This is a genomic window from Algibacter luteus (assembly GCF_030344935.1).
In the GTDB taxonomy this organism is placed as follows: domain Bacteria; phylum Bacteroidota; class Bacteroidia; order Flavobacteriales; family Flavobacteriaceae; genus Arenitalea; species Arenitalea lutea.
This window is the reverse complement of record NZ_CP128313.1, coordinates 3,394,135-3,412,629: the sequence shown is the minus strand read 5'-3', so window position 1 is coordinate 3,412,629 and position 18,495 is coordinate 3,394,135. Positions and strand designations below refer to the sequence as shown.

Below are 18,495 nucleotides of genomic sequence, written 5' to 3'. Positions count from 1 at the left end.
TTTATTTTTTTAATTGATTGTTAGAGTTTAAAATCTTTATTGATTCTTCATATTCTTCTTTGGATATTTCACCTTTTGCAAAGCGATTTTTCAATATATCCAATGGGCTCTCTTTTTTTGTTTTTTGATATGGTATATCTGCTGGGATAAAAAATATCCAAGCTAGTAAGATGACCCATATAATCCACCATATAAGGTGCATACCTCCAAAATGTCCGTCGTAAAAATGCATAATGTTTAATTTTTGAGTTGTTATTAATTTAATTCTGATATTGTATAGCTTCCTAGTGTGTTGAGTTGTTTTTGCAAGTCATCAACCGTTAGGTTTTCTTTCATTGTGATGAGTGTAGCGCCTTTTGGTGCTAAAAAAATCTCTGCTTTTTCAATATTGGGATGTTCTTCCAGAGTCTTCTTGACCCTTGAAACACATCCACCACAACTAATTCCGTCTATTTGAAATTTCTGTTTCATTGTGTTTAGCTTTTAGTGATGTTTATGCCCTTTGTGCTTTTCTATGGGCTTTTCAGTTTGATCGTTTTGATTATGATCATGACCCTGATTATTTTGGCTATCATGATTATGCCCACCGTGTCTGTGTGACCCGTGTGGCATAAATAGGTGAATGCCAAACATAAAAAGGATGAAAATAAATAGCGATGAACCGCCTCCTATCCCAAACGAGGGTGCTAAAAAGATGAACAGTAGTGGCAGTGCACAACCAATAATCATCCATATCCAGTGACTGTTTTTCATTGTTTTTTATTTTTTCATTGTTAAAAATTAGTGATGCTTGGAATGATCATCTTTGGTCGGTGTATCCATATTGTCCATTTTATTCATCATTCCCTTCATATCCATTCCTTTTTCTCCCATCATCTTCATACAGGACTGCATACAATCCTCGCTCATCATTCCTTTTTCGTGCATCATCTTCATCATATTGCCCATCATTTTACCGTCCTTCATCATTCCTTGCATCATATTCTTCATCATCATACTGTCCTTCATCATCATTTTCATGCCATCGCCTTGCATCATATTCCCCATCATTTTTTTATTGCCCTGCATCATTTGCATGGCGTGATTATTCCCTTGCATGTTGCCCATAAATTCAGTCATGTAATCATGGTTGCTGGCAATGGCATCAAAAAGCTCTGTTCTAGTTTCCGAATTTTCGAGCATTGCGTTAGGATCTGTTTTCTGGTTGCAACTGTTTAAGCTTAAAAGCCCTATTGCAGATAAAATAATTACTAGTGTTTTCATAATATTGATTTTATTAATTTTCATTTTAAATAGCACATTCTCAATAAGACTATTAAGTGTTTAGGATTAAAGAGAATGTGCATCCGCTATTAATTGGCAGATTTTAAAAAGGCCTCAATCTTTGTGATTTCCTTTTCTGTTAAATTTGCCCGAATTCGCATGTGTAAACTTATGGTCTCCCAATCGGTATCATTATAATCGGCAGGTGAAGGTGCTAAATGACACCTGTTACATGCCTCTCCCCACAATTGTGCACCAGATTTTTCAATTTTGAATTCCTCTTCTACATCTGTAACAGCTGAATATTTATCCTTTGTGGAAGAACAGCTTACTATTGTTCCTACTGTTAGAAGTAGCATTGAGCCGATTAAAACTATTTTATGTATTGTTTTCATTATTTCTATTTTTTATGTTTATTAGAATCCAATGGCCCAGTGTACAAAGAAGCCATTGGTAGTTCCACCTCCGTCATGACCACCAACGCTATCTGTTGTCTGGTATGCAACTTTTATCACAGACCTCCAGGTTAGCCAATAGTTTAGTCCAAAGGCATATTGGTCAGACTCTTCTTCCCATTCTGCACCTTCTGGTGTATTGAGATTTGAATACCTCCCTACTAGTTCTAATTTTTTTAGAAAATCACTACTAGCCATTGTTGGGCGATAGCTTAATTGAGCGTAGAACGAGTTGCTTTTATTATCGAAGGTGTATTCCTCTTCATCTCCATCTTCATGAACTTCGGTATAAGTGGCATCATCTATATCAGAATTATTGTATTGTGCTTTAATATCAATAAAACCTTTAAGGGCAGGAATCTGTTTTATAAAGGCAAAATCGACGGCATATAAGAATGCTCCAACATTTTCGTATTGGGAATCACTAGCACCAACTTTACTTGTTGAATATGTAGAAAAACCTATTTCAGTTGAAGAATCTGCGAAAGGCAATAACCCAATTCGTCCTCCAAAAGCCTTACTATTATTGTTGTCTTCAAAATTTTGAAACATAAGCATACCTGCTTCTTCTGGTTCTTCGCTACCATCCTTTAGCCTAGGGCCATTGGTGGAATACACCGAATAATTCAGTTTAGGCCCTCCAAGCTCAAAAGCACCTCGAAGTTCGACACCAATGCCTGATGATGGTGCAATACCATCATGACCAAAACCAAGAGGTCTCGTCGGAAGTCTGTTAATCCAAGCAGGATGTAACCGTTCCATAAATGTTCCAAAAGGAAGAAGGAACTTTCCGGCACGAACCGTCATGTTCTTATTTAAAACATACATAACATCGGCATATTCTAGTCCAACTTCAAGTTCGTTGCCTTCTAGTACAAATTCAAGCTCTGCTTCAAACATAAGTCTGTCAGAATGTTTAAATAAGAAAATAGGCGCAAACGCAGAACCAACATAGGATGATTCTGTTTCTTCATCACTACTTAAAGTGTTTAGTCCTGTATGGCCATAACCTCTAATCATAAACTGGGTTTTACTTGGCTTAAATACTTGATAATCAGTTACACTGTCAGTTTCAAAGTTGTTGTACGTTTGCCCATAAGTGATATGGCCAAATCCAACAATCATTAATAATATAATTAGCTTTTTCATTTTTTAAGTGTTCTTATGTAGTTAATAATTTCCCAGCGTTTTTTTTCTGGAATTGATGATTTGTAGCTAGCCATAGGAGCTCTTCCTTCAGCAATTTTCCAAAAAATAGCACCATCTGATTGTGATTGAACTGCTTCACTAGTCAAATTTGATGGTTTTGGAGTTAATCCTGCACCGGCCATACCATCTCCTTTACCTTTTGGACCATGACACACAAGGCACATTACCTTGTAAAGTTTTTTTCCATTAGCTGCTGCATTAGCATCCCCTATTAAAGGATTGACTATTTTGTCGGCATTGGCTGGGGCTACCCATTTTTTTTGTTGTACCGTTACGTAATTGTTTTTGGGCGGATTAGTAAAGCTTACAAACAGGGCAAACAATAAACCTGTACATGTAATGCCGATTAAGATTTTTTTTGTTTTCATTTTAATTAATTGGTTTTTAGAATTATTAAATTTAATCGTTAATCAGATGTTGTATCTGCATAACTTTCGTTCTTATTTATATTATTTCATCATAGAAATTACGTTTCCAGTTTTCTGTGTTTTTATAATCTGTCATACTCATACCCATAACTTCTTTAAATTGTCTTGATAGATGGTTAACACTGCTGTAATCGAGAACATAACCTATGTCAGAAAAAGAAAGCTGATTGAGTTGAATGAGTTCTTTTACTTTTTCAATTTTTAATCTTATAAAGTACTTTTCAATGGTGGTCTTTTCCTTAGATGAGAACAGCTTACTCAATGCCTTGTAATCTCGGTGAAGGGATGATGATAAATGTTCCGAAGTCTTAACCTTTAAAGTTAATGGCAGTTCAACAAGTTGTTCAATCAGAATAATTTTTATTCTTTCAACGAGCATATCTTCTTCACTTTTTACAATCTCAAAGTCATTTGCGTGTAGCACTTTGGTAACGTCTTGCTTAATTTGTGCATCGCTTAATTCTGGTGCTTCCACTAAAAGCTTTCCTAGCTCTAGCGAAAGGACAATTATTCCTAGTTCTCGTAGTTCTTGCTTTATTACTTTTAAGCAACGACTACACACCATATTTTTAACCCAAAATTCTTTTGGTTGTGTCATATTTATAGGGTATTGTTATTGGGCTTTTGCTCAATAGTTAATCCTGTAATTGTATGTTTTACAGTTTAATGTGTAAATGATACTGTTGGGAATTGGGTACAATAGTATATAGCCAATAGCTATGTGCTGGCTATAACTAATTGTGCAGTAAAAGGGCTTTTACTGCGATGTAGAAAATCAAATTAAGTATGTCTCGTATAGAATATGTATATCCTTGTATAGCAAGGGCGGCCTATACGCTTCAAAAGGAACTATATTTTTGTCTAGTCCTTCAAAAAGATTGATGTAAGAATAAATAAATGTATTTAAGAAGACTAAAGTGTCAATTTCTAAAACCGTATTCGATTTTTTAAAGGTATCACTAGCTTCTTTTAAAATAGTCTGATTGTCGCAACAATCCTTTTCTTGTAAAGTAGTACATTTCTTAGTGGGGTTATTTTTCTTTTGAACTTTATCTTTACAAGCTTGTGCTTCACTAAAAAAAGCCATATCCACTAATTTGTCACAGCAAAAATGCATATTCACCGTAAAAGAAGAGGTTGACAACAATATAAATGCTGCCAAAAAGAAAGACAATATTTTAGTAAAAATAATTTTCACAATGTAAAGTTAAGAAATTTTGTTTAACATTTAGAATATAATGTGATTACGACATCGTTTTTTAATGCGTTTAATATCAGGTATTTATGATGCTATACAAATTTTCATTCGTACAAATATAAATTTAATGATTAAACAGAAATATGATATTCGTCATATATTTAGATTTTCTAAAATGCATATGCTACTGAAAAATTTAGACCAAATGGATGCCCTGGACGTAACCCTGCCGGAACCCTCGATACCGCATATGTTGTATTAAAAAGATTTATAATATTAGAAGACAGGGTAAAGTTGTTATCAATAAAATAACGGGCAGACAAGTCCACTATAAAATTTGAACCTACTTTAAAATTCTCTGGGATTGAGCCAGAACCTGCCCTAGTTCTAAAAGCACTTGTGTATCTTGAGTTTACGTTTACCTCAAATTTTGTATGCTGTAATCCAATAGATGCGTTTAATTGATTTTTTGCAATGTAGGGTATCTCGTCCCCTTTGGTAACTACCCCATAAATATCCTCATTACTGTCAAAACTTGTTGAAAATTTAGTATCTGTAAGGGTGTAAGAGACGGATAAGGGAAGTTTAAATCTACTGGTCTGTTTGTATAGCAGGTTGTAATTAAGTAAGAACTCTATCCCGCTCACACGAACTTCACCTGCATTAAATTGGTCAAGGCTTCCTGTACCACCAGTAGCGGCCAAATCACTTCCAAGTAGGTTTTGGTAGTCATTGTAAAAGCCTGCAACTTCGCCATTGAAACCTTTAAAGCTAAATCGGGAACCCAATTCATAATTAATACTTTCTTCAGGATTTTGCCCTGGGGTATTGCTTGGCGGTGAAAAGCCTTTATGAACACCACCAAATATTGAGAGGGCATTACTAAGCCTATAATTAGCCCCAATTCCAGGAATCCAGACATCTACTTTGTTTTCTCTAATCGATAGGTCTTGACCAGTTCGTGAAGGGTCGTCAGTCCCATAATCTGTCCGGGTCAAAGAGATGTTTTCATAGCGCAACCCTGGGGTCAAGGTCAAATTTTCAATTTTTACCGTGTACAGTAAATGTGCTGCCAATGCTTTGGCACTGCCTATACGGTTGGCATCTGTTCCTTTTTCGCCAACTGTAGTCCGTATTAATTCTTGGTTTTGAAACGCATATCTATCCACCCATTGAAACCTATCTTCGTCATCTTCGTGATATCGTATTCCCGCTTCTAAGCGCTGTACCCATTGGTTACCCCATTTTAGCGTGGCAACAGATTGAATTCCATTTGAAGTATAAACCCTATTGTTAGCCTTTATACCTAATGCATCCATTTGGGTGTCTTCGTTACCCAAGAGGGTTTGATATTCAGAAGGAAAATTTTCTGGTGAAGACAAGATATTGTTGATACCTACGCGTTCGCCCAAATTTACATCATCTAATTTATACCAATTTCGTTTAAATTTATTGAGATAGCCTGTTGTCCTTATGTCAATGGATGGTGACAAACGGATAAAATGGGTGAGCTGGTACTGTTGGTGTTCGGCGGTCATGACATCTTCTGAAGAAGCCCTGTACCTTCTAAAAGGATTTTCTTCAAAATCTGCATCTGTCAGGCCCAAATAGGTTTCGTTCGCTTCTTCTTCTGAATATTGGATTTTAAACAAAAGTGACTGATAGATTTTGGCATCTAAATTTGTATTTATTCTGAATTTGGCCAAATAATCTGTCTTGTCGAAACCTGTGTTACCACCACCGTCTAAATCCTTAAAACCATCAGAACTGTAGCTGAAATAATCCGTCACAAACCCAAAATTCTTAAAACTATTGCCTAATACCAATTGGGTGTTTCTTGAATCATAGTTTCCTGCAGCAATCGACGCTTTTCCAGAAAATTTTTCCGGTATACGAGAGGATATCATATTTATGGCACCACCCGTGGTGTTGGGACCGTATTGTATTTGGCTGCTTCCTTTTAACACCTCTATGGCTTCCATTCTGCCAATAGTAGGAAAATAATAGGCAGCTGGTGCACTGTAAGGAGCAGGTGCAATCAAGACACCATCTTCCATTAAATTAATTTTAGCGCTACGCTCGGGCGAAGTACCACGTAAACTAATATTGGGACGTAATCCAAATCCATCCTCTTCGTAGATGTTGATGCCTGGAACGGTCTGTAAAATTCTATTGATGTTGGTATAAGAGAATTTTTTTAAATCCTTTTTAGAAATATAAGTTGCAGAGCCCGTTTTATTCCGTGCCTCAAATTTACTTCCCAATAATGCATTTCCCGTAACGACGACTTCCTTAAGTCGCTCGGTTTGTTGATTAGTTGAATCTTTATATTGTTGGTTGGTCTGTGCCAATCCCGTGATGTAAAATAGTAAGGCAATTGCTGTTAAGGATAGAATTTTCATTTGAAATTTTATTTAGAATGATTATAAATAGAGTGCAAATGTAATATCCTCTCTTGTATCTTCCAAGTTGTTTAGAATAATTCTTAATAATATTTTTTAACTTGATTATTCTCAATGTTTTATACTAACACAAAGAAAATAGTTATAAATAAACCTTAAATTAGACCACCATTGTAGTCTAAATTATTTGTTAAATAAATCAACTCTATTTATTTTTTTATAACTTTGCAGTATTAATGAAAAAAAGTTTCTATAAAATATCATCCTTTTTAATGGCATTATTAGTCATGCTTTCAACGGTGTCTTTCACTATTGAAAGTCATTATTGTGGTGATTTTTTAGTGGATACATCTTTGTTTGGTTCTGCCGAAAGTTGTGGTATGGATTTAGCACAAAATAAATGTTCAAAAGAAGATACCCTTGAAGGAACGAATTGCTGTAATAATGAACAAATTACCGTAAATGGGCAAAATGAGTTAAACGTTTCGATTGATAATCTCACAAATGATCAGCAAATTTTTGTTGCTACATTTGTATATGCCTATATCAACCTTTTTGAAGGTTTAGAAAACGAAGTATCCTCATTTTCACAATACCCACCACCATTTATCGTCAAGAATATCTACAAACTTGATGAGACTTATTTAATTTGATTTTTAAACAATAGACTTTATTATCCTATGGGTACTTTTCCATTAGGGTAGCTTTATGTATTCGGTATTTTCTTTATACCAAAGTTTAATTGTTTAATTATCAAAATTTATGTTAAATAAAACTATCCGTTATTTTCTTGAAAATAAGCTAATAACATTTATATTACTCGCCGCATTTATAGTTGGAGGTTATGTAACCGCTCCGTTTAATTGGGAAAGCTCTTTAATAGAGAGAAACCCAGTACCTGTTGATGCCATACCTGATATTGGCGAAAATCAACAAATTGTATTTACCGAGTGGATGGGTCAATCTCCTCAGGATATAGAGGATCAAATAACCTATCCATTAACAACAGCATTACTTGGTATTCCAAACGTGAAAACCATACGTAGTAATTCAATATTTGGACTTTCCAGTATTTACATCATATTTGAAGATGACGTTGATTTTTACTGGAGTAGAACTAGAATTCTAGAAAAACTAAATTCTTTACCACCTGGTACAGTACCTAATGAGGTAACACCAGCACTTGGACCTGACGCCACAGCATTAGGGCAAGTATATTGGTATACCCTTGAAGGTAGAGATGTTAAAACGGGCAAACCAACTGGTGGTTGGGACCCTCAAGAATTGCGAACCATTCAAGATTTTTATGTGCGTTATTATTTAACTGCTGCTAGTGGTGTTGCCGAAGTAGCTTCAATTGGAGGCTTCTTAAAAGAGTACCAGATCGAAATAGATCCTGATGCTATGAAGGCCAACAACGTGGACGTTAAAATGATAATGAACGCTGTTAAAAACAGTAACCTAGATATTGGTGCCAGAACTTTAGAGTTTAATAAAGTCGAATATTTGGTAAGAGGCTTGGGATATATTAAAAATCTAGAAGATCTTGAAGAAAGTGTTGTTACGGTTCGAGACAATGTTCCTATTCGTTTAAAGGATGTTGCCAAAATACAGTTTGGGCCAGCAGGCCGTAGAGGAGGTCTTGACAAAAGTGGAGTGGAAGCTGTAGGCGGGGTGGTTGTAGCACGTTATGGTGCCAACCCACAAGCAGTAATTAAAAACCTAAAAGCTAAAATAGAAGAAGTCGCTCCAGGCCTGCCCTCTAAGACCCTGGCCGACGGCACCGTTTCTAAGGTGACCATAGTACCTTTTTATGATCGTTCAGGTCTAATTCAGGAAACCATAGGGACTCTAGAACTAGCACTTTCTCACGAAATACTGATTAGTATTTTAGTGGTAATCGTATTGGTTCTTAATCTTAGGGCTTCCATATTAATTTCGAGTATATTGCCCGTTGGCGTATTGATGACTTTTATATTAATGAAATATTTTGGTGTAGATGCCAATATTGTAGCCCTTTCTGGTATTGCCATTGCTATTGGCGTCATGATCGATGTAGGTATTGTTTTTACCGAAAATATAGTTAGGCATTTGGAAATGCCTGAAAATGAAGGTGTAAGAGGCAAAAAATTAGTGCAGGTTATATATATAGCAACCGTAGAAGTGGCATCAGCTGTAATTACGGCTCTTGCTACCACAGTTGTGAGTTTCTTACCAGTATTTGCCATGCAAGCCGCAGAAGGGAAGTTGTTTAGTCCTTTGGCGTGGACCAAAACATTTGCGTTGATTTCAGCACTGTTCATTGGTATTATGTTTATTCCAGCCTTGGCAAAGGTTCTGTTTTCAATTAGAATTGATTCAAAGCGAACGAGCCGAATATTTAATGGGGTCTTAATAAGTTTTGGATTTGTTTTCCTAATCGCTTATGGAAGCATTATTGCAATAGCCCTAATTGCCATTGGTATAAATAATCTATTGACACAAGTACCAGAAAAAATCTTTTTAAAAGGAAAATTAAAACTTCCTTATTCCGAAAAAACAGCCAATTATGTCAACATAATCATCACCATTATAATTTTAGTCTATTTCCTGACTATAGAATGGATGCCTTTAGGGGTAGCTAACTCCACATTTGTCAATTTTATTTTTGTGATAATAGTAATAGGTGTTGTTTTGGGGGCATTAATGGCTGTAGTATATTTTTACAAAAGCATTTTAACCTGGTGTTTGGATAATAAATGGAAATTTTTATTGATTCCCATTCTCGTGGTTTTCTTCGGAATGACCATTTGGTTAGGGTTTGGTAAAGTCCTTGGTTTTATGCCAGAATTCACTAAAAATAATGTGGTTTGGGAAAAACTGGACAAAGCCCTCCCTGGGTTGGGCAAGGAGTTTATGCCAGCCTTGAATGAAGGATCATTTTTGTTGATGCCCACCACCATGCCACACTCTAGTATTTCTGAAAACATGGAAGTTATTGCAAGTATTGATAAACACGTCATGACCATCCCTGAAATCGGGTCTGCAGTAGGGAAATGGGGGCGTGTTAACTCTGCCTTAGACCCTGCGCCAACATCCATGTATGAAAATACTATAAATTATATTCCAGAATATATTCTGGATGAAGATGGGCACAGAGAGCGTTTTAAAGTCAATGAACACGACGCTTTTGTTTTAAAAGATGGCACAACTTATAAATATGGCACAGACGAATTTCGTAAAATAACGGAAGAGGAACTTATTCCAGATGATGACGGTGAAAACTTCAGGCAATGGCGCGAGCATATCAAGAAACCGGATGATATATGGAATGAAATTGTTAAGCACGCCAAATTTCCAGGATTAACATCAGCTCCAAAACTGCAACCTATCCAAACACGATTGATTATGTTGGCAACAGGTATGCGAGCACCCATGGGGATTAAAGTATTTGGACCCACGTTGGAGTCGATTGAAAAAGTTGGATTTGAATTAGAAAACATTCTAAAGGAAGTACCAAGTGTCAATCCACCAACCGTGTTTGCAGATAGAGTTGTTGGTAAGCCTTATTTAGAAATGAAATTAAACCGTCAGGCCATGTCTAGATATGGACTATCCGTAAAAGATATGCAAATGCAACTCTCGGTAGCCATAGGTGGAAAACAACTAACTACAACAGTAGAAGGTAGAGAGCGCTTTCCAGTACGTGTACGTTATGCCAGGGAGTTTAGGGACAATCCAGATGATATTAAAAAGATATTGATCCCTACACCCGCAGGAGTTCAAGTAGAATTGGGTGAATTAGCTGATGTTACTTATGTTAGAGGGCCTCAAGTCATAAAAAGTGAAGATACATTTTTAACAGGCTATGTTATATTTGATATGAAAGAAGGCTATGCGGAAACCAATGTGGTTGAAGATGCACAAGCCCTTATCAAACAGAAAATGGATAGTGGCGAATTTGTATTACCAGCAGGTGTAACCTATCGTTTTACGGGAAATTACGAAAACCAGATAAGAGCATCAAAACGTTTAATGATTGTGGTGCCTATTTCATTAATTGTAATTCTGTTAATTCTATATTTTCAGTTTAAATCAATGATTCCTTCACTGATGGTTTTCTCTGGCATCTTTGTAGCTTTCGCCGGTGGTTTTATCATGATTTGGTTATATGGGCAGGAATGGTTCTTGAATTTTGATGTATTTGGGGTATATATGCGTGATTTGTTTCAGATGCACACCATAAACCTGAGCGTCGCCGTTTGGGTAGGTTTTATTGCCTTGTTCGGGATTGCAACCGATGATGGGGTAATTATGGGAACTTATTTAACCCAAGTATTTGATAAGAGACATCCAGAAACCGTTAAAGAAATTCGGGCTTCGGTAATTGAAGCAGGTTCAAAAAGGGTTCGTCCCGCAATGATGACCGCAGCGACTGCTATCATTGCTTTAATCCCTGTACTTACATCTAGTGGTAAAGGTTCCGATGTGGTTATCCCCATGGCAATCCCTTCATTTGGAGGCATGCTGTTACAGGTCATGACCATGTTTGTAGTACCTGTACTTTACAGTATGTGGAAGGAGAAAGGATTAAGAAAACAATTAAAATCAAGTAATGCTTAAATTTATAAAGATGACAGCGAATACTAAAAAATATCTTTTCTTGAGTCTAGTTGTACTGTTTACAACAAGTATTTTCAGTCAAGAAAATTTGAATAACTATTTGGAAATAGCAGCCAATAATAACCCTGCTTTAAAAGCAAAATTTAACGATTATATGGCTGCGATGGAAAAAGTACCTCAGGTAGGTACTTTGCCAGATCCTACTTTTGCTTTTGGGTATTTTATCCAACCTGTAGAGACAAGGGTTGGACCACAAAGGGCAAACTTTAATTTAATGCAAAGTTTTCCGTGGTTCGGTCTATTAAGTGCTAAAGAGGATGTGGCCACTGAAATGGCAAAAGCCATGTACGAGGACTTTGAAAATACAAAATCCAATATCTTCTTTGAAGTAAAAACAGCCTATTACAACTATTATTTTATTGAAAAGGCTATAGAGATAACTAGAGAGAATATTGAAATTCTTGAAGTTTTTAAACGCCTGTCTTTAGTGAAGATTGAAGCAGGCAATGCCTCTATTGTAGATGAATTGCGTGTTGAATTAGAACTAAACGATTTGGAAAATCAATTAGAACTGTTTTTGGATACAAAAGATGTTTTGCTAATAAAGTTCAACAACTTATTAAACGGGGAAGCTGTTTCTGAAATACTAGTTCCAGAAGAATTGTGGCAAGAGGAAATTCCCTTAGAGCAGTTAAATATGCTTGATGAAATCTATGCCTCAAACCATCAAATTAAAAGCATAGAACATAAGTTGAACGCCTTTTTAAATCAGGAAATTGTAGCTAAAAAAGAAGGATTGCCAAAGTTTACTGTTGGTGTAAATTATACCATAGTTGGTGACAATCCTATGTCAACCGCATCAGATAATGGTAAAGACGTGTTTTTGTTTCCATCGGTAGGTGTTAAAATTCCTTTATATCGTAAAAAATATAAAGCTTTAATAAAAGAAGCACAATACAGACAGGAAGCTGAAATATCCAGAAAAGAGGATAAAAAGAATACTTTAAGTTCGGTTTATGAAAATACGTATAAAGACTTCAGTGATGGTAACAGACGTATTGCTTTAAATCTAAGGCAATCTGAAATTGCAAAAAAAGTTTTGGACATATTAATTGTTTCCTACTCTACAAACTCTAAAGACTTTGAAGAAGTATTGCGGATAGAACGCCAATTACTTAAATACAAATTAGAACATCAAAAAGCATTAACCGATAAAAATGCCGCAGCCGCATTTATGGATTATTTAATAGGACAATAAAATGAATATCATGGAAAAATATAAAAAATATATCATAGCAGCCGGTATTTTAATACTCGGAATTATTTTAGGAAATGTGTTTTCTGGTGGAGACTCAGAAACTACACATGCGGAGGGGGAACACGATTATGTTCAAGACCCTGTAACACAATTATGGACCTGCTCTATGCATCCACAAATAAAGATGGAAAAACCTGGGAATTGCCCAATTTGTGGGATGGAACTTATTCCAATGGAATCATCTGATGATTCTTCAGAAAACATTGCAGCCAATGAAATCGTAATGAATGAAGAAGCCTATCAATTGGCAAACATTCAGACTACTGTAGTTGAAAAGGCAAGTGCCGAAAAAGAGATACGGCTGTTGGGTCGTGTAAAACCTGACGAACGTAGGTTGTATTCTCAAGTATCTCATATTCCGGGTCGAATAGAACGGCTGTACGTTAATTTTACAGGTGAAAAAGTATATGCTGGTCAAAAAATAGTGCGTATTTATTCGCCAGAATTAATCTCTGCCCAAAAAGAATTGTTTGAAGCTATCAAGTCCAAAGATGTTTATCCACAGTTATATACAGCATCGCGTAATAAATTAAAGCTTTGGAAACTGTCGGACAAACAAATTGAGGCTATAGAGTCTTCTGGAAATGTTCAAGAACAGATTGATATTTTATCCGATCATTCAGGTTACGTAATGAGTAGAAATGTAGAGCTTGGAGACTATATTAAGGCTGGTGGTAACTTGTTTGATATTGCTAATTTAAGTACGGTTTGGGTTATGTTTGAAGCATATGAAGCAGATATACCCTGGATACATGTTGGCGACAAGGTAAACTTTACCATACAGGCTATTCCTGGAAAAAACTTTGAAGGTAAAATCACCTATGTCGATCCTTTTGTGTCTTCTAAAACTAGAGTTGCTAAAGTACGTGTAGAGGTAAATAACCCATCAAACAAACTTTTACCAGAAATGTATGCCAGTGGTATTATCAGGGCGAAAATGAAAGGGATGGAAAATACTATTGTCATTCCAAAATCGGCGGTGCTATGGACAGGAAAGCGAGCAGTTGTTTATGTAAAGGTTCCACATGAGAAAACTATTTCTTTTGTATATAGGGAAATAACCTTGGGTCCAGATATGGGTCAGTTTTATAGTGTTAAGGAAGGCTTGGAAGAAGGTGAGATTGTTGCCACAAATGGCGTATTCAGAATTGATGCTTCTGCACAATTATTGGGGCAAAAAAGTATGATGAACCCAGATGGCGGAAAGGTTAATGTTGGTCATAATCACGGAGGAATGGGTATGGACGGCGACGCGAAAGACGATGGCGTTGATCATTCTAAAATGGACATGGGTGATTCAAAAATGGAAGGTGAAACAGACCATAGTAATATGGAAATGGAGACCGATCATACAGATATGGACCAGCGCATTACCACAACCGATGCTTTTAAAAGTCAATTAGAGCAAGTGTTTAAAGCCTATATTAAATTAAAGGATGCATTTGTAGGAGACGATGGCAGTACCGCTAACGCTTCGGCCAAAACGCTATTGAACGCCATGAATAAAGTGGATATGAAACAACTGTCCGACCATAACGCACATAACCATTGGATGACGATATCCAAAGAAATTACAGAGTCTGCCACCTCTATCTCAAAAATTTCGGATATAAAAAAACAGCGCAGTCATTTTAAACACTTATCGGCACATTTATCTAAAGGTGTAAAACTCTTTGGCGTCAACCAAAAAGTTTACGAGCAATTTTGCCCAATGGCAGACAGCAATAAAGGAGCATATTGGCTAAGTCTTAATGAGCAAATAAAGAACCCTTATTACGGGAGTAAAATGTTGACTTGTGGAGACACGAAAACAGTAATTGTAAAATAATAAAAAACTTTAAAAATAAAATAGATGAAAAATTTAAAATTAAAATCAGTAGTAATGATAGCCTTAATAATGGGTATGTCAAGTATAATTTATGCGCAACACGATCATAGTAAGATGAACATGAAACAGAACGATCATAGTATGATGGATCATGATAAATCTATGGTAAAGTTAAACGATAAAAACCTTACCAAAGCATACATACATTACACCATGATAAAGAACGCTTTAGTTGAAGCCAATTCTGAAAAGGCACAAAAAGCGTCTAAAATGCTTGTTGGAATTTTAAAGAAGTATGGTAAAGCAAATGATATTAAAAAGGTGGCCGAAGAAATGAGCTCTAAGTCTAATATTATAGATCAGCGAATTGTCTTTTCTAAGCTTACACTAGTATTTGAGCCTTTATTAAAAGATAACATAGTTGAAGGTGAGATTTACAAGAATTTTTGTCCTATGGCAAGCAATGGAGGTTCGTATTGGTTTTCAAATTCCAACAAAATAGTAAATCCTTATATGGATAAAGTCATGGCGAGTTGTGGAAGTGTAAAAGAAATATTTAAGTCAATGTGATTAGTAGCTGAGGCTGGTTTATCAATTGCTATAGTAGTATTGTTAGGTCAGCTTCTTAATCAATAAATATAAAATCATGATAAAACAAGTAATTACTATAGCACTTTCAATCATTACTTTGGTTGGTTGTAAAAACGAAACCAAGAAAGCAGAAGTTGCTGAAGTCAAAGTTGAAAAAAAGGTTGAAGTTAAAACAGAAACTCAACAAGATTACCAAGTAGGTTCTCAGGTGCCAAATGAATTGGTCTGTATGGTAAACGATGCGTATATGAGCAAACCTCAAATACCAGTTCCAGTTAATGGCAAGACTTACTATGGTTGCTGTCAAATGTGCGTTAAGACCTTGAACAACAATGAACATGCACGAACAAGCATCGACCCTTACAGTAAACAAAAGGTCGATAAGACCGAGGCGTTCATTGTACTAATGGCAGTCGATGGCAAAGTGGCTTACTTTGAATCAAAGGAAAATTTTCTAAAGTTTAAAGAAGTAAGCCAAATGAACCATTAAGACAAGTCTCCATAACAAATTGAGATTTGTTTTCGATGTACCAGCTTACGGAAACATGTAGAAAAAAGATAGCGAAATTAATTTCAAAATGATCGAAAAAGAACACAAACTATGAAATGATGGAAATGTACTGGTGTGCTTTGGGTGTTGGTATACTTGTGTTCCTGATATCATTGGTCGTGGGCAGGTTCAAAGGATGGTTGGACCGTCCAGAGTGATAGGAAGCGTTTGATTGAAAAGACAGTGGTCTTCAACCTTTTATGTTTTTATTTCTTACAGAAATAGTTTATGAGACAACATTAAAATCAATCAAACCAATGGATATGGCAACTAAGACGTAATATGAACTAGAAAAATAAACTAAGAACTATGTTAAGAAAAATCGCAGTATTATTGGTACTTCTCATTTCATCTGAAGGCATTGCCCAAGTAGGCACAAATGGAGCGGATAGAAAGGAAGAAGGGCGACCTATTAAGGAGTATAACCTTACCATTGAAGAAAATAAAATGACGCTTGGTGGTGTCTCTGCCAATGCAATGACTATCAACGGTAGTATTCCTGGACCTGTTTTGAAATTTGAGGAAGGAGACCTTGCTATAATCAACGTAACCAATAAAATGGATGAAGAAACCTCGGTACATTGGCACGGTTTAATACTTCCCAATTTTTACGATGGTGTACCCTATTTGACCACGCCACCCATTGAGCCAGGAAAGACTTTTCAATACAGAATCCCAATCAACCAATCGGGTACGTATTGGTATCATTCCCATACAATGCTACAAGAACAGAAAGGTGTTTATGGCTCTATTATCATTCATCCAAAAGAAAAAACCTTGGAATATGATAAAGATTTGGTCGTGGTGTTATCAGATTGGACCAATGAAAAACCAATGAATGTATTGAGAAATCTTAAAAGAGGTAACGAGTGGTATCAAGTTAAAAAAGGTACAGCAGTTCCACTTAGTAGGGTCATTTCAGAAGGTGCTTTTGGCCCCCAACTTAAATTTTGGAGAGACCGTATGGAAGGCGCTGATATTGCCGACATTTATTATCCCGCATTTTTGTCCAACGGTAAAAAATTGGCGGAGTATCCAGAATTCAGGGCAGGCGAAAAAATACGTCTTCGCTTCATCAATGCGTCTGCCTCTACTTATTATTGGCTGGATTTTGGCGGAGGAAACCCAATGGTGGTATCTAGTGATGGTATTGACGTACAGCCCGTATCCAAAAGCCGATTTCTATTTGGCATAGCCGAAACGTATGATGTCATTGTCACTATTCCCGAAGGAACCTTAGAAGTTACCGCAACAGCTCAAGATGGTTCAGGTCATACCTCTATACAATTAGGTAATGGCACCCTTTATCCAGCCAAAAGAATAGACAGACCTGATAAAGTAGAGATGATGAAACAAATGGGTAAAATGGATATGAAAATGGGAGCACCTGCAATGGTTGGAAATAAAAAAAAGAAGACACCTGAAGTTTTAATGCAGAAGTATGGGATGAAGATGGATATGAAAGACGGCCAAATGAAAATGCACGATAAAATGTCAATGAAAGATGGTAAGATGAATGACCAAATGGATATGAAAATGAAGATGGACGATACGATGGGAATGAAAAAGGACGGCCATATGCACGATATGCAAATGATTCAGAAAGATACTGCCTCTTTTGATTATAACACGCGGAAAACCTACTTCAACTACGACTTTTTAAAGGCAAAGGAAAATACCACCTACAAAGCCGATTTACCCATAAACGACATTCTGTTGAACCTGACCGGAAATATGCAACGCTATGTATGGAGTATGAACGGTGTTCCACTTTCGGAAACCGATAAAATAAAAATTAAAAACGGGGAAGTAACCCGAATAACACTCAACAACCTAACAATGATGCATCACCCAATGCACCTGCACGGGCATTATTTCAGGGTCATTAATGAAAACGGCGAACGTTCACCATTAAAGCATACTGTAAATGTACCACCAATGCAAAAAGTGGTCATAGAATTCTATAACGAAGAGTATGGCGATTGGTTCTTTCACTGCCACGTATTGTATCATATGATGGGTGGTATGGCAAGGGTTTTTAGTTACGATACCCCTCGGGATAAGCGTATGGCTGAGTTTCCGGCAAAAAAAATAATTGATGAAACAGACCATTATTATTCGTGGGGATTGGCTCGTGCTGGCTCAAACTTTAATGAACTCTTTTTAACGTCGAGTAATATTCGCAACGAATTCGGATTGAGAGCAGAATTCGATTATGACAAAAATCTTGAAGCCGAAGTAAATTACAATAGGTATCTCAATGATTGGGTGCGCCTCTATGTAGGTATTAACACCGAAACCGAAATACCAGATTCCTTCGATGAGTTCAATACTGTTGGTCTTATTGGGGTAAAATACTTTACGCCTTACAGGTTTAACGTAGATGTGAGTATGGATAATCAACTGCGCCCAAGAATACGTCTGGACAGGGAGCTATTGATTTTTCCTAGAATTTTTCTGGAGGGCGAATACGAATATAGAGCAGACTTTGGATGGGTCAATGATTTAGGAGATAGCTCTTATGAAAGTGAAACACAATGGTTGGTAGGTCTTTCGTACATCCTCTCTAGAAATTTTTCAATACAGGGTAACTACAACAACCGATATGGTTGGGGTGGTGGTTTATTAGCACGATTTTAAACAACTAAAAA

16 protein-coding genes are annotated in these 18,495 nt (G+C 36.4%); 7 read left to right on the top strand and 9 right to left on the bottom strand.

What is annotated here, in order from left to right; genetic code table 11:
- Position 1: 1 nt before the first annotated feature.
- From O5O44_RS14570 to O5O44_RS14530, 9 genes are all read right to left on the bottom strand, one after another.
- Complete coding sequence (locus O5O44_RS14570; RefSeq protein ID WP_289194958.1) at positions 2-232, bottom strand: SHOCT domain-containing protein; 231 nt, start codon at positions 230-232, stop codon at positions 2-4.
- Positions 233-255: 23 nt separating this feature from the next.
- Entirely contained in the window at positions 256-471 is a 216-nt protein-coding gene (locus tag O5O44_RS14565) for a heavy-metal-associated domain-containing protein (protein ID WP_289194957.1), read from the bottom strand.
- 309 nt (positions 472-780) lie between these two features.
- On the bottom strand, positions 781-1,263 hold the full coding sequence (locus O5O44_RS14560) for a hypothetical protein (protein WP_289194956.1): 483 nt from the start codon (positions 1,261-1,263) through the stop codon (positions 781-783).
- Between the two features lie 89 nt (positions 1,264-1,352).
- On the bottom strand, positions 1,353-1,658 hold the full coding sequence (locus O5O44_RS14555) for a hypothetical protein (protein ID WP_289194955.1): 306 nt from the start codon (positions 1,656-1,658) through the stop codon (positions 1,353-1,355).
- 21 nt (positions 1,659-1,679) lie between these two features.
- The gene (locus O5O44_RS14550; RefSeq protein WP_289194954.1) at positions 1,680-2,867 is read right to left on the bottom strand and encodes a porin family protein; all 1,188 of its coding nucleotides are present in this window, start codon (positions 2,865-2,867) and stop codon (positions 1,680-1,682) included.
- Positions 2,864-3,295 carry a c-type cytochrome gene (locus tag O5O44_RS14545; protein WP_289194953.1) on the bottom strand — a complete coding sequence of 144 codons (432 nt, stop codon included), beginning with the start codon at positions 3,293-3,295 and terminating at the stop codon, positions 2,864-2,866. The genes O5O44_RS14550 and O5O44_RS14545 overlap by 4 nt, the downstream gene beginning before the upstream one ends.
- Positions 3,296-3,371: 76 nt before the next feature.
- Positions 3,372-3,953: a helix-turn-helix domain-containing protein gene (locus O5O44_RS14540; RefSeq protein WP_289194952.1), complete on the bottom strand. Its 582-nt coding sequence runs from the start codon at positions 3,951-3,953 to the stop codon at positions 3,372-3,374.
- A gap of 177 nt (positions 3,954-4,130) precedes the next feature.
- Positions 4,131-4,553 carry an HYC_CC_PP family protein gene (locus O5O44_RS14535; RefSeq protein ID WP_299217646.1) on the bottom strand — a complete coding sequence of 141 codons (423 nt, stop codon included), beginning with the start codon at positions 4,551-4,553 and terminating at the stop codon, positions 4,131-4,133.
- A 170-nt stretch (positions 4,554-4,723) separates the two neighbouring features.
- The gene (locus tag O5O44_RS14530; protein ID WP_289194950.1) at positions 4,724-6,955 is read right to left on the bottom strand and encodes a TonB-dependent receptor family protein; all 2,232 of its coding nucleotides are present in this window, start codon (positions 6,953-6,955) and stop codon (positions 4,724-4,726) included.
- Between the two features lie 236 nt (positions 6,956-7,191).
- Between O5O44_RS14530 and O5O44_RS14525 the strand changes: the two genes are divergently transcribed.
- From O5O44_RS14525 to O5O44_RS14495, 7 genes are all read left to right on the top strand, one after another.
- Complete coding sequence (locus tag O5O44_RS14525; protein WP_289194949.1) at positions 7,192-7,608, top strand: HYC_CC_PP family protein; 417 nt, start codon at positions 7,192-7,194, stop codon at positions 7,606-7,608.
- Between the two features lie 109 nt (positions 7,609-7,717).
- Positions 7,718-11,557 (top strand): efflux RND transporter permease subunit, encoded by a 3,840-nt coding sequence (locus tag O5O44_RS14520; protein WP_289194948.1) that lies wholly within the window; start codon positions 7,718-7,720, stop codon positions 11,555-11,557.
- Between the two features lie 10 nt (positions 11,558-11,567).
- Positions 11,568-12,815, top strand: coding sequence for a TolC family protein (locus O5O44_RS14515; protein ID WP_289194947.1), 1,248 nt, complete (start codon positions 11,568-11,570; stop codon positions 12,813-12,815).
- A gap of 10 nt (positions 12,816-12,825) precedes the next feature.
- A complete protein-coding gene (locus O5O44_RS14510; RefSeq protein ID WP_289194946.1) occupies positions 12,826-14,703 on the top strand; it encodes an efflux RND transporter periplasmic adaptor subunit in 1,878 nt (625 codons plus the stop codon).
- Between the two features lie 24 nt (positions 14,704-14,727).
- Positions 14,728-15,273, top strand: a complete 546-nt coding sequence (locus tag O5O44_RS14505; RefSeq protein ID WP_289194945.1) for a DUF3347 domain-containing protein — start codon at positions 14,728-14,730, stop codon at positions 15,271-15,273.
- Between the two features lie 76 nt (positions 15,274-15,349).
- Positions 15,350-15,784 (top strand): hypothetical protein, encoded by a 435-nt coding sequence (locus tag O5O44_RS14500; RefSeq protein WP_289194944.1) that lies wholly within the window; start codon positions 15,350-15,352, stop codon positions 15,782-15,784.
- Positions 15,785-16,153: 369 nt separating this feature from the next.
- The gene (locus tag O5O44_RS14495; RefSeq protein WP_289194943.1) at positions 16,154-18,484 is read left to right on the top strand and encodes a multicopper oxidase domain-containing protein; all 2,331 of its coding nucleotides are present in this window, start codon (positions 16,154-16,156) and stop codon (positions 18,482-18,484) included.
- Positions 18,485-18,495: the final 11 nt, after the last annotated feature.

Coding starts and splice junctions, on each gene's coding strand:
- O5O44_RS14500 (WP_289194944.1), top strand. CDS start 15,350: ATGATAAAACAAGTAATTACTATAGCACTTTCAATCATTACTTTGGTT.
- O5O44_RS14520 (WP_289194948.1), top strand. CDS start 7,718: ATGTTAAATAAAACTATCCGTTATTTTCTTGAAAATAAGCTAATAACA.
- O5O44_RS14515 (WP_289194947.1), top strand. CDS start 11,568: ATGACAGCGAATACTAAAAAATATCTTTTCTTGAGTCTAGTTGTACTG.
- O5O44_RS14510 (WP_289194946.1), top strand. CDS start 12,826: ATGGAAAAATATAAAAAATATATCATAGCAGCCGGTATTTTAATACTC.
- O5O44_RS14495 (WP_289194943.1), top strand. CDS start 16,154: ATGTTAAGAAAAATCGCAGTATTATTGGTACTTCTCATTTCATCTGAA.
- O5O44_RS14545 (WP_289194953.1), bottom strand. CDS start 3,295: ATGAAAACAAAAAAAATCTTAATCGGCATTACATGTACAGGTTTATTG.
- O5O44_RS14540 (WP_289194952.1), bottom strand. CDS start 3,953: ATGACACAACCAAAAGAATTTTGGGTTAAAAATATGGTGTGTAGTCGT.
- O5O44_RS14555 (WP_289194955.1), bottom strand. CDS start 1,658: ATGAAAACAATACATAAAATAGTTTTAATCGGCTCAATGCTACTTCTA.
- O5O44_RS14530 (WP_289194950.1), bottom strand. CDS start 6,955: ATGAAAATTCTATCCTTAACAGCAATTGCCTTACTATTTTACATCACG.
- O5O44_RS14570 (WP_289194958.1), bottom strand. CDS start 232: ATGCATTTTTACGACGGACATTTTGGAGGTATGCACCTTATATGGTGG.
- O5O44_RS14560 (WP_289194956.1), bottom strand. CDS start 1,263: ATGAAAACACTAGTAATTATTTTATCTGCAATAGGGCTTTTAAGCTTA.
- O5O44_RS14525 (WP_289194949.1), top strand. CDS start 7,192: ATGAAAAAAAGTTTCTATAAAATATCATCCTTTTTAATGGCATTATTA.
- O5O44_RS14505 (WP_289194945.1), top strand. CDS start 14,728: ATGAAAAATTTAAAATTAAAATCAGTAGTAATGATAGCCTTAATAATG.
- O5O44_RS14550 (WP_289194954.1), bottom strand. CDS start 2,867: ATGAAAAAGCTAATTATATTATTAATGATTGTTGGATTTGGCCATATC.
- O5O44_RS14565 (WP_289194957.1), bottom strand. CDS start 471: ATGAAACAGAAATTTCAAATAGACGGAATTAGTTGTGGTGGATGTGTT.